A 14,982-nucleotide genomic window follows, 5' to 3' on the forward strand; every position below is an offset into this window, starting at 1 on the left:
ATGCTGAACAGGCAGAATCCACCGTGCGGCATGGCGAGAAGAGAACCTCGATGGCTGAGCAGTCCCAGACCCCCACCCCGCAGACCGACCAGAGCGCGCCGGGCGCGTCGAATCGGGCCTCTCGCTTTGCCTCCGACACGCTGAGCGTCCTGCGGCGTGTGCCGTTCACCGCGAGCGTCGTGCTCACCATCACCGTCGTCGGGATCGCGACCGGCGCCCTGTGGAATCACGTCCGTACCTACTCGTGGTTCAACGACATCGCCTACGGAGTTCCTGCCTTGCAGGAAGGCAAGTGGTGGACTCTCGTCACGGGGTGGTTCTTCGGATTGACGCCGGGTCAGTATGTTTCGATCATCGTCGTTTTTGCCTTCGCGGTCGGCTGGTGCGAATGGCGCCTGGGAACCAAGAACGCGGCCATCGTCACGATCAGCGGTCAGTTGGCGGGCGAACTCGGTGCATCGCTCCTCCTCTGGGCGGGCAGCCACACCGACTGGGATTGGGCTCGCAACCTCGCCACCCACCGCGACGTCGGCGTGACCACCGCAATCATCGCCGCACTCGCCGCGACCACAGCAACACTCCGCTCGCCCTGGCGAATGCGAGTCCGCGCCATTCTGTGTGCGTACATTGCGATCGCGTTCCTCTTCGAAGGCCGCCTCGCCGACGTGCAGCACCTCATCGCGGTCGCGATATTCCTGCCGGTGGGCGAGAAGTTCTTCGGCGACGGAGCGCGCGGGTTCATCCCCCGAACGCGACGCGAGATCCGCCTGCTCGGATTCATCGGCCTGCTCCTGATCGGCGTGGTCGAGATCGCCGTCTGGCTGTTCCCCGGAAGCGGACCGTTCGGGCCGACGGAAGCCGAAACCGGTTCGGGCTGGACGGCATTGATCGACGTGGTCATCGTTGCCCTGATCGCGGACCAGTTGCGACGAGGTCGCCGCTGGGCCTGGTGGGTTGCCGTGGTGTTCGGTTCACTGACGGTTTTGGCCACCGCCCTCGTCCTCGTCTCGGTCATCTTCTTCGACTACGAGAGCGCCGGCGCCGTCACGGTCGGTACCGCGCTGCTCTGGCTTCTCGAACTCATCTTGTTGATCAAGGGCCGCCACGCTTTTCATGTACCGATGCGGCGCAAGATTCGAGGCGGGCCGTTGTCCGGGAACGATCCGCGCGCCGCCGCTCGGGAACTGCTCAAACGACACGGCGGCGGAACCATGTCGTGGATGACGACGTGGGACGGCAACAGTTACTACTTCGGCGAGTCGGGTGAGAGCGTCGTTGCATTCCAACGGCATGTCGGTGTCGTCGTGGTCCTGGCGGATCCGATAGCGAGCCCCGACCGACTTGCCGCAGCGGTCGACGAATTCACGACGATGTCCGAAGCCAACGGCCTCACTCCCTGCTTGTTCTCCGTGGGGAAGGAGACAGCCGACGCCGCCACCCGGCGTGGCTGGCGCACCGTTCAGGTCGCCGAAGACACGATCGTCGACCTACCAGAACTGCAGTTCACCGGTAAATCCTGGCAGGACATCCGCTCGGCGCTCAACAAGGCCAAGAAGGACGACATCACCTTCCGGATGACAACATTGGCCGACGAGCCGTTCTCCGTATTGGCTCAGGTGCGCGCCATCTCCGAGGAATGGGTGGGCGACAAGGGGCTACCCGAGATGGGGTTCACCCTCGGAAGCGTCGAGGAGGCGCTCGATCGCGACGTCCGTGTCGGCTTGGCCGTCGACCCGACCGGAAGCATTCACGGCGTCACCTCGTGGTTGCCGGTGTACGGCGAAGGCGGCGTGGTTCAGGGTTGGACACTCGACGTCATGCGTCGACGTCCCGACGGGTTCCGTCCGGTGGTCGAGTTCCTCATCGCATCGTCGGCCCTCGAGTTCAAAGAACAAGGTGCCCAATTCGTCTCACTGTCCGGAGCACCGCTCGCCCGCAGCGACGACGGCGCCGACGCCGCATCGATGGACCGCCTGCTGGACATGCTCGGAGCCGCGATGGAACCGCTGTACGGCTTCCGGTCTCTTCACGCGTTCAAGAAGAAGTTCAAGCCGAGGTACGAACCCGTTTTCCTGTGTTTCCGCGACGAGGCCGACCTGCCTCGGATCGGATCGCACTGACGCGTGCATACCTGCCCGACGCAACGGCTCCTCAGCTGATCAAGCTCGCCACCAGCAAGAGTTGACGCCGTGCGGTCCTGGTTCGAGCACACGGTCGTCGACACCGGCAGGCTCCCGCTGTTCTTCCTCCTACTCGCGTTTGTCCTGACGTTCCTGTTCATCCGCTTCAGCGTCCGGATGATCCGGGCCGAGGTCTCGTGGTGGCCAGGCAATGTCACGCCCGGTGGAATGCACATCCACCACATGGTTTTCGGTTTGATGATGATGCTCGTGTCCGGCTTCGCCTTCATCGCTCTGGCCGACTATCACACCCCGATCGCCAATTGTGTTCTCGCGTCGGTGTTCGGTATCGGCAGCGCGTTGGTCCTCGACGAGTACGCGCTCGTGTTGCATCTGCGCGATGTCTACTGGGCCGAGGAGGGTCGCTCGTCCATCGACGCGGTGTTCGTTGCCATCGCGATCTCGTTCCTTTTCCTTCTCGGGGTCCACCCGATCGGGTTCGCGGGAGAGTTCGACCCGTACGAGCAGGACCGTAGCCTGGCGACGTTGATCGGCGTTGTCGTCGCGATCGTGATCCAACTCGGACTCGCCGTGATCACGTTGATGAAGGGCAAACTCTGGACCGGCTTGATCGGGCTGTTCTTCACCCCACTTCTGTTGATCGGAGCAATTCGGTTGAGTCGCCCGGGTGCGCCGTGGGCGCGCTCGCGTTACCGCGACAAGCCGGCGAAGATGAGCCGCGCAGTGGCCCGTGAACAGCGTTATCGCGAGCCGATGATCCACGCGAAGATCTACGTTCAGGAAACGGTGTCGGGAAGTTTCGGTTCCACTCCCCCGCCCCCACCACCGCTCCCCGTCGTCGACACCACAACCCCCACGTCGAAGGTCGGATTGTCGCGGCGGCTCTCGGACAGAATTCGCTGGCGTCGAACTCGCCGACGACTACGAACAGTCCCCGTCTGGCGTCTCCCGGTGATCCTCGTCGTCCTGTCCGTCGTCACCGCGAACATCCTCGTCGGGATCGACGGAGATCTCGTCAGCGACGGCGACGTCGGTACCATTTCCGAGGGCGTGGACGCCGGGGCCACCGCGACGCTGCTCAGCGTCATCGCCGGCGGGATGATCACTCTCACCGGTCTGGTGTTCACCGCCATCACCCTCGCAATGCAGTTCGGCGCCTCGCAGATTTCGGTGCGGGTGGTCCCGATGCTTGCGCAACAGCGAGTGATGCGGTGGTCGATCGGCATGTTTCTGGCCACGTTCGTCTTCTCCTTGATCATTGCGCTCGATCTGGCGCTCGATTCGGAGAATTCCTCACCGACCATCTCCACGGCGATCGCACTGCTTCTGGCATTGGCCAGTGCGATCCTGTTCATCGCGTTGGTGGCGAAGGTCGGGTCGATTCTCAATTCCAGTCGGTTGCTGCGTTGGATAGCGGCCCAGGGCCGGAGCGCGACGATTCGTGCCTATCCGCTGTACGAGGACTTACCCTCGGGCGCACCGAAACCCAGTCAGCCGCTCCCCCTACCCCAACCGCGCGAGTCCGAGAACTCCGAGAGCGCCGACGCACTGGTGATTCGCCTGCGCCACCTCTCACCCGACGGCCGGATTCTGCTGGCGATCGATCTCGCACGACTGCAGCGGTTGGCCGGCCGCTGGGACGTCTCGGTCGAAGTCGTCCCCAGCATCGGCGAGTTCGTCGCCCAGAACGCGCCCCTCTTCGAGGTACGCGGACCCTCGCTGAAGGTACGCCCGGACACCTTGATGTCGTGCTTGATCTTCGGTGACACGCACAGCCCGGTCGTCAGCCCCGGTGCAGCGCTGCAGTCGATCGTGGACATCGCGCTCAAGGCACTGTCACCCGCCATCAACGACCCGGGCCGAGCCGTCCAGGCTCTCGACCACATCGAAGATCTTCTGGTACTTCTCGCCCCGCGGGTCCGCTTCGACACGTCAACCTCGGATCTCACGCTGATCCGAGGGCAGCAACGCACCTGGACCGATTACGTGTCCGTCGCCACCGACGAGATCCGGCACTTCAGTACCAATTCCGCGCAGGTCCAGCGTCGTCTGCGCGCGGTATTCGCGACCTTGCTCGAAGCCTGCCCGCCGGACCAGCACCCTCCGCTACTCGAGCGCGTCGACGCACTCGATGCGCAATTGACCCGAGAATGGACCGGCGCACTCGACCTTCGGCTCGCGAGTGTGGCGGATCCGCAGGGATTGGGCTCCGAAGCCGGGGCGACCGGAAGAATTCACCCGCTGATCATCGGGTCTTCGGAACTTCCGGACGATCGTTCATCCGGGCAGACCGAGTCGCGTTCCCAGCCAACCTAATTGACTCGCCAATCCAGCCGACCACACCTGGAAGCTGTGCCCTCCGTCGACCTCGGCGTACTGGACGTCCATCCCTGCGGCCTTTGCGGCTTCGTAGAGCGTTTGAAGACCTGGGCGGTAGTCGTTGTCCTGTTTGCCGACCACGAACACCCCGGCGCTGTCGGGGAACTTCTTCTCCCGGAGCAGATCCTGCGGATTCACTGCCACGAACGCGGCGTCATTGCCGCCGAACGCTGCATCGACCGTCTGCTTGCGATCGCCGAGTGTGGGTTCGATCTGACCGGACAGATCCAGGAACGTCGGATATACCGCGGGGAAGTTCGTTGCCATCTGGAACGCGCAGGTGCCGCCGTAGGAAAGTCCCCCGATCGCCCACTTCCTCGGGTCGGGATCCACCTGGAGGTTCCCGCGCACCCAGTCGGGAACATCGCGCGAAAGGTACGTCGCGACGTTCCCGAGTTGGGAATCGACGCAGAGCGGATTCGCCAGTTCCGACCCGGTCCCGTCAGCAACGACGACAACGGGAGCCAAGCCCGAATGCGCAGCGGCGTAGGTGTCCATGGTCTGGACGAGACGTCCGCCCTGTAGCCAGTCCTCGGGCGCGCCTGGTTGGCCGGCTAGCAGGACCAACACGGGCAACTCCGGTCGTGGGTTGGTGAAATACGCGGGCGGTAGGTAGATCTCGGCGTCGCGGGCGCTGAATCCGGAGACCGTCCCCGCAATCGTGACCGTGCTGACCTTGCCCGCCGACGGCATGTCCGTGGGAGCCTTCCATTGCGAAACCGGTACCGCCCCGTCCTTGCCGTCGTCCAGGTCTGCGAGTGAAACCTTCTCCGCGTCCGAGAGTCCCAGCGCTGTTCCCAACGTCGGATACGACTGGAACTGCAGATTCACGTGAGCCGCGCTCGACACGACCACCAGGAGCACGGAGACCACGGTGAGCACGCGACCGTCGATCCGCGTCGCCGCAAATACCCGCGAAACACCCAGCAGCACGCCGAGAATGCCCAACCCGATCCACACGTAGACCGGACGGGCAATCGGATCGGGGAACGGGTGCCACACCTTCTCGATCAGCCAGTACAGCACGAGAGTGATCGCGATTGCCGCGACGATGCAGACCGGAATCGAGATCAGGACGTGACGCCTCGATCTCGAGAAGATCAGCCACAGAAGTGCCAGAATTCCGAGCACCGTCACCACGGGCGGAACCGGGCCCGTGACCAGCGACAGATCCGTGATCGTGTGCACGTCGTCTCCCGTCGCAGCCCTGTTTAGACAATATCCAAGAACAGGACATTTCGGAGCTGATGGCGTCAGATCACCGCGTTCGACGCCTGGGCACGTAGGTCTCGGGCCAGGTGATCCCGACGCTCGAGAACAAGCCTCCGCAGCGACGCGGGCGCCTCCGCATTGGCCTGGATCCAGGAATCGACAGCAGAGGTGTCTTCAGCTGCCGGGAAGAGTCCGTTCACCAACCGTCGGGCGATCTCGATGCTGCGTTCGGACCACCAGTTCCCCAGGGACGAGAAGTACTCTGCCGCATATCCCTCGATCAACGACGGGTCCGTGCCCGAACGGAATCCGGCGATCGTCGCATCCAGGCGGTCGTTCGAGAGTGAGCCGTCAGTGGTCGCCGACGCCCAGGCAGCCGCCTTGGTCTCGGCATCGGGAATCGACGCCGCGGCGCGGACGTACGCCGTTCGACCCGCTGACGTGCTGTCCTTGCTCAGCTCACCGTCGAAGTCGCTCACACTCGCATGGCCGGTCGCCGACAGGGCGATCCACAATGCCCACCGCAGATCAGGATCGAGAGCCAGTCCGACCGGCCCCGGGCAGGTGCCGTCGAGTATCGACCGCACCTCGTCGGCGCGAGCATCGTTGACCGCTGCAGCGGCCGACAGAGCCCGTGCCCATGCCAGCTGTCTTCCGGACTCCGGTTCGGCTTCGAACACCGCCTTCCAGGTCGTTTCCAACCAGCCTGCACTTACATTGGGCCGCAAGCTTTTCGGAACGTAGTGAAGAACCGCGTATTGGGCATCGGTCAGGATCGAGCTGAGAATCGCAAGATCTGTCTCCGCGGGAGCGAATCGTTCCACCATGTCGAGGTACCGGAACACCGAGAGCTGCGCATCACGCACCGAGTTCCACAGCGACGACCAGATCACCCCGCGCGCAAGCGGATCGCTCACGCGGTCCAGGGATGCCTCGACAGTGGACAGAGATTCCGCGTCCAATCGCACCTTGGCGTAGGTGAGGTCTTCGTCGTTGAGCAGTGTGAGTGCTCCGGGCGGAAGGTCGACCGACGTGCGTGATTCGGTGATGTCGAGTTCGACGCGTTCGGTGCGAACAAGGTCTCCGGACTCGTTGTAGTCGTAGATTCCGACTGCGAGCCGATGCGGCCTCGGGTCCGTCTGGACCAGGTGCGTTCCGTCGAGCGACAGCGTGGACACCCCGGTGGTCTGCAACCAGATTCGGGCCCATTCGCGCACATCACGTCCGGAAGTCTCCGCGAGCACGTCGAGCAGATCAACCAGCGTGGTGTTCCCGAAGGCGTGGGCCCTGAAGTACCGTCGTGCCGCTTCGAAGAACGCGTCACGGCCGACGAACGCCACGAGTTGCTTGAGGACACTGGCGCCCTTGGCGTAGGTGATTCCGTCGAAGTTAAGCTTCGCAGCTTCGAGATCGACGATGTCGGCGACGATGGGATGCGTGGTCGGCAGCTGATCTTGGAGGTACGCCCACGCCTTTCGCTTGATGGCAAATGCTACCCAGGCATCGGTGAAGCGAGTGGCTTCGGCGCTGACCAGCGATCCCATGAAGTCGGCGAAGGATTCCTTGAGCCACAAGTCATCCCACCAGACCATGGTCACGAGATCGCCGAACCACATGTGCGCCATTTCGTGCAGGATCGTGTTGGCGCGACGCTGATGCTGCTCGTCGGTTGCGGTGCCGCGGAACACGTATGCCTCGGTGAAGGTCACCAGTCCCGGGTTCTCCATGGCGCCGAGGTTGTACTCGGGGACAAAGATCTGGTCGTACTTGCCGAACGGATACGGATAGTCGAAGTACTCGGCGTAGAAGTCCAGCCCCTGACGGGTGATGTCGAAAACGTTGTCTGCATCAAGGTGTGGAGCCAACGACGCCCGGCACAGCGCACCCAACTCGACAGTGAGTTCGCCGCGACTCCACGACGACGCCACGCGGTGATACGGCCCGGCCGCGATCGCGGTGATGTAGGTCGAGATCGACAGCGTCGGGGCGAAAGTGACGCGTTGTGCACCGTCCACGGAGAGAGTCTGGGTCGCGGGCTGATTCGACAGGACTTCCCAGCCGTCAGGTGCTGTCACCTCGAATGTGAAGGGCGCCTTGAGGTCCGGCTGCTCGAAGCAGGCGAAAACACGCCTGGCATCGGCCGGCTCGTATTGCGTGTACAGATACGTCTGATCGTCAGCGTCGTCGACAAATCGGTGCAGCCCTTCACCGGAACGGCTGTAGTTGCCGTGAGCTGCCACCCGAACGACGTTCGATCCGCCGAGTCCGCGCAGCACGATCCGGGATCCGTCGTACTCCACCGGAATCGACGCACCGTCGACGTCCACGGAATCGACTGCAGCACCGATGAAATCGAGCCACGTGGACTCCACCGAGGACGTCAGATCAATTGTCGTGACCGTCGAAAAGGTCTTCACGGCGGAGTCGACCGCCGATCGCAGATCCAACTCCACCCGGTAACCGGCGACGGAGATGGCTCGAGATCGTTCGGCGACTTCGCTTCGATTCAGGTTCGCAGTACTCACGCACTCGATCCTGCCAGGCCGCGCGCGGCGATGTGAGCCGCCGTGCGCCTATCCCTTGAACGCGCCCTGCCAGACGGTGTCGAACGGCGTGTGTGCCGAGACGCGGCCTTCGATGCCCGCCGTGACGAACTTCTTTGCCAGAGCGACGGCTTCTCCCACGTCGGCGCCTTTTGCCAGCTCCGCGGTCACTGCGGCGGCCAGCGTGCAACCGGCACCCGAGACGCGCTCTTCGCCGACCTTGGGGGCGGAGAGAACAGTCACGTCGGTCCCGTCGAACAACACGTCGACGGCGTCGCCACCGGCGAGTTCGACACCGCCCTTTGCGAGCACGTACTTGGGTCCGAGATCATGGATACGACGTGCGGCCTCGATGAGGTCGTCGACGCTTTCGATGCTGTCCATTCCGGCGAGGGTGCGTGCCTCGAACAGGTTGGGTGTGACGACGGTGGCGAGCGGGAGGATCGAATCACGAAGTGCTGTATCGGTATCGAGAGCCGCGCCGGGCTCCTGGCCCTTGCAGATCAGGACCGGGTCGAGGACGACGTGGCGCCAGGACTGCCGACGCAGGCCCTCTGCCACAACCTCGATGGTGGCGGGCGTGCCCAACATGCCGATCTTGACGACGTCCAGATCGTGAGCCGCAGTGGCAGCCTCGATCTGATCAGCGATCACGTCAGGAGCGATCGGTACGAAGCGATGACCCCAGTTGTTCTTGGGATCGAACGAGACGATACATGTGGTGGTCGCTACGCCGTAGACGTCCAATGCCTGGAACGTCTTCAGGTCGACCTGCAGGCCGGCACCGCCAGTCGCTTCGGACCCAGCGATGACATAGGCGAGGTCAACCACAGCACAATCTCCTTCTTCGGACTTTCGAAACGTGCGTGGATGGCCACGAACGCGGGACCCAGTTTATCAACCGTTCCGACGTCTGGTTTTCGGCTATGCGGGCACCGGAGTTCCCCACGCGACGTCGTTGTCCTCGTATCCGAACGGCGGACCGACGAACTCGCCGCCGCAGGTGATCAGCGCGAGGGTTTCGGGTCCGTCGAGGCTGTTCAATCGCTCGACCGGCAACTCGCCGTCCTTGCTGTAGTGATCGACCGCATCGATGCGGTAGTTCCAGACTTGTCCCCCGGCGCCCGTCACGGTCACGATCGAGCCGATGTCCAAGGTGGAGAATTTCTTCCCGAAACCGTCGCCTTGATAGATGTCGTTGATGTGGCCGGTGATCACCACGGTGCCCGCGCCGGAGCCGGGAAATGCCGAATCTGCCCACCATCCGATCTCACTGACATCCTCGGGCGGAATGAGCGAGCCGTCTGCCGTCGTCTTGATCGGCAGAACGTCAGCGGTGCTGTCGACTATGCGAAGCGTGGTCGGGACATCCGGACCGTCGACCACCGCGCGAATCTCTGGCGGCAAATCTTGTTGGCCGGTCGCGAGAACGCGGGTCGGCGAGTCACCGTCGTCGGAACATCCGCCGATCAAGAGCATTGTCGCCACTACTGCAGCGGCCCACGTTCGGCTGGCCGCGGATCCAGGTGCCGCTGTCACGGACGAGAAGTCGGGCCGGACGGAATCTGGGAAATTGGTACTCGGTTTCCTACGTCACGACCGGGAAGTGCGTCACCGGAATCCCCACCGTTCCCACCGGAACCGTCACCACCGCCGTTCCCGCCACCGCTTCCATTCCCGCCGCCGCCGGGGCCCGCGCCGGGGCCGGGGCATTCACCTCCCGGATCGGTGGTGTCTCCTGCCAAGACAATCTTGACTGCCGAGAGGTTGACCGTCTGGTTCTGTGCCACTTGTCCAGGAGTTGTGACGTCGAAGGCGAGCTTGGCACGTACGGGGATGACCGAACCGTCGTCAGCGTCGGTGACCGTTGACCCTGAGCGACCGAGATCTTGGGTCAACGTCATTCTGGAGATCAAATCCTGATCTCCGGTCAAGCCGGCGCCGTCGATCCGAAGGGTCCCTCGGACGGGACTTCCGTGGGCTCTGATCGTCACCGATGCGCGAAACTCGAGGATGTCTCCCGGCACTGTCCGCCACGCCTCGATCGAGTTGATCTTCGTTCCCGGCGAACCAGTCGAGATGTCGTACCAACCGTCAATGACGGCCGGATCGAGTGACATCGAATTGTCGTTGATCTCGGGAGTGCACGCGTGGGTGAGTGCGACCGGTGATGCCGATCCCACCGCGGGAAGTGCCGTCGACACAACAGCCGCCAAGACGAAGGCCGTCGCGGAGATGCCCGCGGAGCGCCTGCCGAAGATCGTCATTCTCTCGCTACTCTTTTCCGCGGACCGCAGCTTCCGGTCAATTCAGTCAAAATACCAGTACAGCTGGACAAATAGGTCGAATTCCGTGCCGAATTCTTCTTGTTTTCTGTGAACTTCGGTTACGAGCAATTCCTCCGCACACGCGTTCCGGCAAGGGATACATCGCATCCACAGGGGCCAGAAGTTACATTTCGCCCGCACATCGGAGCAGAACGCACTGATTTCTCACCGCATTGGACAGGTATTTCCGTTTCATAGCGGTCAGCCGGTGGAACAACGATCACTACAACGAGCGTGCCGGGCACGTGTCCGGTCGCCCCCCACCGAATCAAGGGAAACCGTCATGTCGGATACAACATCAGTCAAGCAGGGTTTCGCGGTAGGAACATCGATCGGGGCAGCCGTCATCTTGGTGACGGTCGGCATCGTGCAGTTCTTCCAGGGACTCGCTGCCGTCGCCGAAAACGAAGTGTTCGTAGTCGGGATCGACTACGCCTATCAGTTCGACCTGACGACGTGGGGTTGGATCCATCTCGTGTTGGGCGCGCTCGTCGCTCTCGTCGGGCTTGCACTGTTCACCGGAGCGGCCTGGGCGCGGGTGTCGGCAGTGGTGATCTGCGCGATCTCGATCATCGCGAACTTCTTGTGGCTGCCGTACTACCCCTGGTGGTCGACTCTCATCATCGCGCTGAACATCGTCGTGATCTGGGCTGTGTCGACATGGAAGCCCACCCAGACGACGCACGCCGCTACGCATGCACCGTCAACGCCGACTCGATCTGCTTGAGTTGAAAGTATGTGTAGGTGGATGGCGTATTCCGGAGAGCCGATACTGGCCCATGACTTGCTGTTCAGGCCACAGCACTCGCTGATCGACCAGAGCCTGCATTCTCAACTCGGGGCCACGACGACAAATGGCGACGGCTTCGGAATCGGCTGGTACGGGGAAGGCCCCCAACCGGCAGTGTTCAAGAGCATCGAACCCGCGTGGAACGACTCGAACCTGCGCGAGGTCACCTCCCAATTGCGTTCCCCTCTGCTGTTCGCCCACATCCGCGCCTCGACGGGAACTGCAGTGCAGCGCAGCAACTGCCACCCGTTCCGGCACCGGCGGTGGTTGTGGATGCACAACGGTTCACTACACGGATTCCACGACATGAAACGGGAATTGGTGACTGCCATTGATCCGTCGCTCTTTCCGGATCTCGAAGGATCGACGGACTCGGAAACCTTGTTCTTCCTCGCGCTGACGTTCGGCCTGACCGACGATCCGTTCGAAGGTGTCGCGAGGGCCGTCGGATTCGTCGAGCACACGGCCCGCTCGCAGGGAATCGACAATCCGGTTCAGATGACCGTCGCCACGTCGGATGGCATCTCCACCTGGATCTTTCGCTATTCCAGCGAGCACCAGTCGAGGTCGTTGTTCTTCTCCACCGAGATTTCCACGTTGCGCAAGCTCCATCCAGAGGTGGAAGCCCTGCACCATCTGAGTGAGGAGACCCGAATCGTCGTATCCGAGCCTCTGCGCGACCTTCCTGGCGCCTGGAACGAGGTTCCCGAATCCGCCGCAGGCGTCATCCGGCCCGGACGGGACGAGATGCGGAGCTTTGTGCCGATCCCACCAGCCTGATTGGGTCATACAACCAGGCATAGCTATGAAATAGCTTGCATTCGAAGCGCTTTCACGAAAACTGAGAAAACGGAAACTCGGCACACTAGTCACGCGAGAGGATGAGCCGGAACGCCAAGCGAGCCTTCTCCGTATCCGGAGTGCCACCAGTGAGCAAATCGTTGTAGATGAACGACTCACCCACGCGAACCAGCAGATATGCCATGTCCTCGACGGGCAGGTCTGGCCGAATCTGCTCCGGTATTTCAGCTTCGATCAGCCTTCGCACGGATTCGACCATCGTGCCCTGAATCGGCCCCAGTCCAGTTGTGAGTATGCACAACGCCTTTTGCGGTTCCCGAGTCAAATACGTCCGGAAGAATTCGGTCTCGATTGTCGCCCGTGCATGGTAAGTGAGGACGTCGACAACCCTTGACGCTCCGCTTCCACCGCACTCCTCGAGGCCCATTCGCCACGTTCGGCGCGCCAGCGAATCGAGCACGTCACCGGTAATTGTGTCGCGATTCCCTGCACGCCGGAACAAGGTGGTCCGATCCACCCCCAACTCGGTGGCCAAAGCGTTCACATCGAGCGGTTTTCCGGCTGCGAACTGTCGTCGGGCGGCACTCAACGCTTCCGCGCGGATGTCACGTGTCTCGGCCATGGAGTGAATGTATCGCTGACGACGTGCTGGTCGGTAGCCGGAGGCGATCAGACGGCGCCATCGACGGCAATCGTTGCAACATTCATTGACTTTGTTGCAGGTGAGTGTTTATGGTTCCCCGGTACGTGATTCCAGTCACAACAGTTCAGTTGTTTACGGAGGAATGCGATGAACGATCACACGTGGACGACCCGACGATGAGCCCACTTCTGCAAGTACGAGACCTCACGGTTGACATTGGGACAGAATCGATTTCGAACAGACTCCTCGACCGAGTGAGCTTCGAGTTGGGGTCGGGCGAAATCACCGGCCTCGTAGGAGAGAGCGGGAGCGGAAAGACACTGACCGGACTCGCTCTGCTCGGTCTCTTGCCCCGTACGGCAACAACCAGCGGAAGCATCCGTTTGGAAGGACAGGAACTTGTGGGTCTGCCCGCCGCCGAGTTGAGGAAAATACGCGGTCGCGACGTCAGTATGGTCTTCCAGGACCCGAGTTCGGCTCTCAACCCCTCCGTCAGCATCGGTCGCCAGATCGTCGATGTGTTGAAGGCCCACCGCGACATCACGAAAGTCGATGCGGAGGACGTGGCTACAGATCTTCTCCACCAGGTCGGTCTGGCCGACCCGAGCAGAACCTTGAAGTCGTTCGGGTACGAGCTTTCCGGCGGGATGTGTCAGCGGGTGATGATCGCGATGGCCCTGGCATGCGGTCCGAAGTTGCTGATCGCGGACGAACCGACAACAGCGCTCGACGTCACCATCCAAGCTCAGATTGTCGATCTCCTTCGAGAACTGGCCGAACAGCGCGATCTTGCCGTGTTGTTGATCAGTCACGACCTCGCGGTTGTCGCCGAGGTCGCGGATCGAGTCATCACCATGTTTCGCGGCGAGATCGTCGACGTCGCGCCACGAGACGTGCTGCTTCGGCGGCCCGCGCATCCCTACACGTTCAGCCTTCTCGAGGCGGCACGCTCGACATTCGAAGAAGTCTCCTCCCAATCACCCAAGGCGCGAGGCGATTTCACCACCAAAGCCCCTACTGACGGCGTGGGTTGCCGATACGTCGCCCGGTGCAACTACTCCGAGGAGCTCTGCATATCCGATCATCCACTTCTGATCGGATCACCGGAATCGGCAACAAGATGTCACCGCAGCGACGAACTCGAGTTGCTCGGACTGGTGAGCTGATGAGCAACACCGACGTCATCGTCGACGTTAGGAATCTGGCAGTCGAGTACGGACGCGGACGCAAAGCTCTTCGCGCGGTCGACGACGTCAGCTTCTCCGTACAGAGGGGCGAAACCCTTGCGATAATCGGTGAATCAGGATCGGGAAAATCCTCGACGGCTCACGCTCTCGCGGGTCTGGTGGCTACGGCCGCAGGCTCCATCACTATGAATCTCGACGACCCGGCGTTCGGCAAGGGTGGATCTTCCCATCTCATTTTTCAAAACCCTACGTCGGCCTTGAACAATCGGATGGCCTCATGGGCTTGCGTAGCCGAGCCGATGGCGCCAGGGCGTCTGCGCATCCCACAGTCCTTGCGGCCGAAAGCCGTCGAGCTGTTGCGTCGGGTCGGTCTCGGCGCTGAGCTTGCCGACCGCCTCCCGACCCAGCTCTCCGGTGGCCAACGCCAACGCGTGACCATCGCTCGTGCACTTGCCTCCAAGGCGCCACTGATTCTCTGCGACGAACCTGTTGCCTCCCTGGATGTTTCGCTTCAGGAAGAGGTGTTGCAACTTCTTGCCGATCTCCGAGAAGAACATGACCTCACGTACATCTTCATTTCGCACGATTTGGGTTCGGTGGCACGGATCGCCGATCGCGTCGCGGTGATGTACCTCGGCCGAATCGTCGAGATCGGACCGGTTGCCACGGTCCTGAGGACTCCATCGCACCCCTACACGCAGGCACTTCTCGCCGCGGCCCCGCACATCGAACTCGAGCGGCGCAGTCGTCGGAAAGCATTGGTGCGGGGCGAGTTACCCGACCCACGGAATCCACCCTCGGGCTGTCGATTCCGCACCCGCTGCCCGTTTGCGATGGATCGCTGTGCGTCGGAAGCGCCGTCACTTCGCGCGGCCTCGAATTCCGCACACAGCTCCGCCTGCCATCTATCGTCCCCGGCCACATCGATCGGAATCTCCAACCCGCCGCAGTAAATGCGT

General features: G+C 62.3%; 11 protein-coding genes and 1 pseudogene. 6 read left to right on the forward strand and 6 right to left on the reverse strand.

What is annotated here, in order from left to right; genetic code table 11:
* The first annotated feature begins 50 nt into the window (after positions 1 to 50).
* Together ACBG85_RS15205 and ACBG85_RS15210 are read left to right on the forward strand one after the other, a co-directional pair.
* Positions 51 to 2,185: pseudogene (locus tag ACBG85_RS15205) on the forward strand (bifunctional lysylphosphatidylglycerol flippase/synthetase MprF).
* Between the two features lie 4 nt (positions 2,186 to 2,189).
* On the forward strand, positions 2,190 to 4,457 hold the full coding sequence (locus ACBG85_RS15210) for a DUF2254 family protein (protein ID WP_064113103.1): 2,268 nt from the start codon (positions 2,190 to 2,192) through the stop codon (positions 4,455 to 4,457).
* Here ACBG85_RS15210 and ACBG85_RS15215 read toward each other — a convergent pair.
* The 5 genes from ACBG85_RS15215 to ACBG85_RS15235 all read right to left on the reverse strand — a co-directional run bounded on the left by ACBG85_RS15215 (position 4,419) and on the right by ACBG85_RS15235 (position 10,542).
* Positions 4,419 to 5,708: an esterase family protein gene (locus ACBG85_RS15215; RefSeq protein ID WP_063316368.1), complete on the reverse strand. Its 1,290-nt coding sequence runs from the start codon at positions 5,706 to 5,708 to the stop codon at positions 4,419 to 4,421. The two genes, ACBG85_RS15210 and ACBG85_RS15215, sit on opposite strands and share 39 nt — an antisense overlap.
* A 65-nt stretch (positions 5,709 to 5,773) precedes the next feature.
* Positions 5,774 to 8,257 (reverse strand): aminopeptidase N, encoded by a 2,484-nt coding sequence (pepN, locus tag ACBG85_RS15220; protein ID WP_372023912.1) that lies wholly within the window; start codon positions 8,255 to 8,257, stop codon positions 5,774 to 5,776.
* 48 nt (positions 8,258 to 8,305) lie between these two features.
* Positions 8,306 to 9,106, reverse strand: coding sequence for a bifunctional hydroxymethylpyrimidine kinase/phosphomethylpyrimidine kinase (thiD, locus tag ACBG85_RS15225; RefSeq protein WP_003946192.1), 801 nt, complete (start codon positions 9,104 to 9,106; stop codon positions 8,306 to 8,308).
* 93 nt (positions 9,107 to 9,199) lie between these two features.
* Positions 9,200 to 9,814 carry a class F sortase gene (locus ACBG85_RS15230; protein ID WP_372023914.1) on the reverse strand — a complete coding sequence of 205 codons (615 nt, stop codon included), beginning with the start codon at positions 9,812 to 9,814 and terminating at the stop codon, positions 9,200 to 9,202.
* A complete protein-coding gene (locus ACBG85_RS15235) occupies positions 9,811 to 10,542 on the reverse strand; it encodes a hypothetical protein (RefSeq protein WP_372023916.1) in 732 nt (243 codons plus the stop codon). Before ACBG85_RS15235 ends, ACBG85_RS15230 begins: the two co-directional genes overlap by 4 nt.
* 343 nt (positions 10,543 to 10,885) lie before the next feature.
* Between ACBG85_RS15235 and ACBG85_RS15240 the strand changes: the two genes are divergently transcribed.
* Entirely contained in the window at positions 10,886 to 11,329 is a 444-nt protein-coding gene (locus ACBG85_RS15240; RefSeq protein ID WP_312638697.1) for a hypothetical protein, read from the forward strand.
* 21 nt (positions 11,330 to 11,350) lie between these two features.
* Positions 11,351 to 12,172: a class II glutamine amidotransferase gene (locus tag ACBG85_RS15245; RefSeq protein WP_312638696.1), complete on the forward strand. Its 822-nt coding sequence runs from the start codon at positions 11,351 to 11,353 to the stop codon at positions 12,170 to 12,172.
* 85 nt (positions 12,173 to 12,257) lie between these two features.
* Here the strand turns inward: ACBG85_RS15245 and ACBG85_RS15250 are convergent, their stop codons facing one another.
* A complete protein-coding gene (locus tag ACBG85_RS15250) occupies positions 12,258 to 12,815 on the reverse strand; it encodes a QsdR family transcriptional regulator (RefSeq protein ID WP_021333511.1) in 558 nt (185 codons plus the stop codon).
* Between the two features lie 275 nt (positions 12,816 to 13,090).
* Here ACBG85_RS15250 and ACBG85_RS15255 point away from each other — a divergent pair, with 275 nt between their 5' ends.
* Together ACBG85_RS15255 and ACBG85_RS15260 are read left to right on the forward strand one after the other, a co-directional pair.
* Positions 13,091 to 14,002 (forward strand): ABC transporter ATP-binding protein, encoded by a 912-nt coding sequence (locus ACBG85_RS15255; RefSeq protein ID WP_312638695.1) that lies wholly within the window; start codon positions 13,091 to 13,093, stop codon positions 14,000 to 14,002.
* Positions 14,002 to 14,976, forward strand: coding sequence for an ABC transporter ATP-binding protein (locus tag ACBG85_RS15260; protein ID WP_007731960.1), 975 nt, complete (start codon positions 14,002 to 14,004; stop codon positions 14,974 to 14,976). Before ACBG85_RS15255 ends, ACBG85_RS15260 begins: the two co-directional genes overlap by 1 nt.
* Positions 14,977 to 14,982 lie beyond the last annotated feature (6 nt).

The organism is Rhodococcus sp. NyZ502, from assembly GCF_041464245.1.
GTDB classification, from domain to species: domain Bacteria; phylum Actinomycetota; class Actinomycetes; order Mycobacteriales; family Mycobacteriaceae; genus Rhodococcus_F; species Rhodococcus_F qingshengii.

Bases quoted from the DNA above. Each gene is read 5' to 3' on its own strand.
- ACBG85_RS15235 (WP_372023916.1), bottom strand. From the start codon at position 10,542: ATGACGATCTTCGGCAGGCGCTCCGCGGGCATCTCCGCGACGGCCTTC.
- ACBG85_RS15240 (WP_312638697.1), top strand. From the start codon at position 10,886: ATGTCGGATACAACATCAGTCAAGCAGGGTTTCGCGGTAGGAACATCG.
- ACBG85_RS15245 (WP_312638696.1), top strand. From the start codon at position 11,351: ATGGCGTATTCCGGAGAGCCGATACTGGCCCATGACTTGCTGTTCAGG.
- ACBG85_RS15250 (WP_021333511.1), bottom strand. From the start codon at position 12,815: ATGGCCGAGACACGTGACATCCGCGCGGAAGCGTTGAGTGCCGCCCGA.
- ACBG85_RS15260 (WP_007731960.1), top strand. From the start codon at position 14,002: ATGAGCAACACCGACGTCATCGTCGACGTTAGGAATCTGGCAGTCGAG.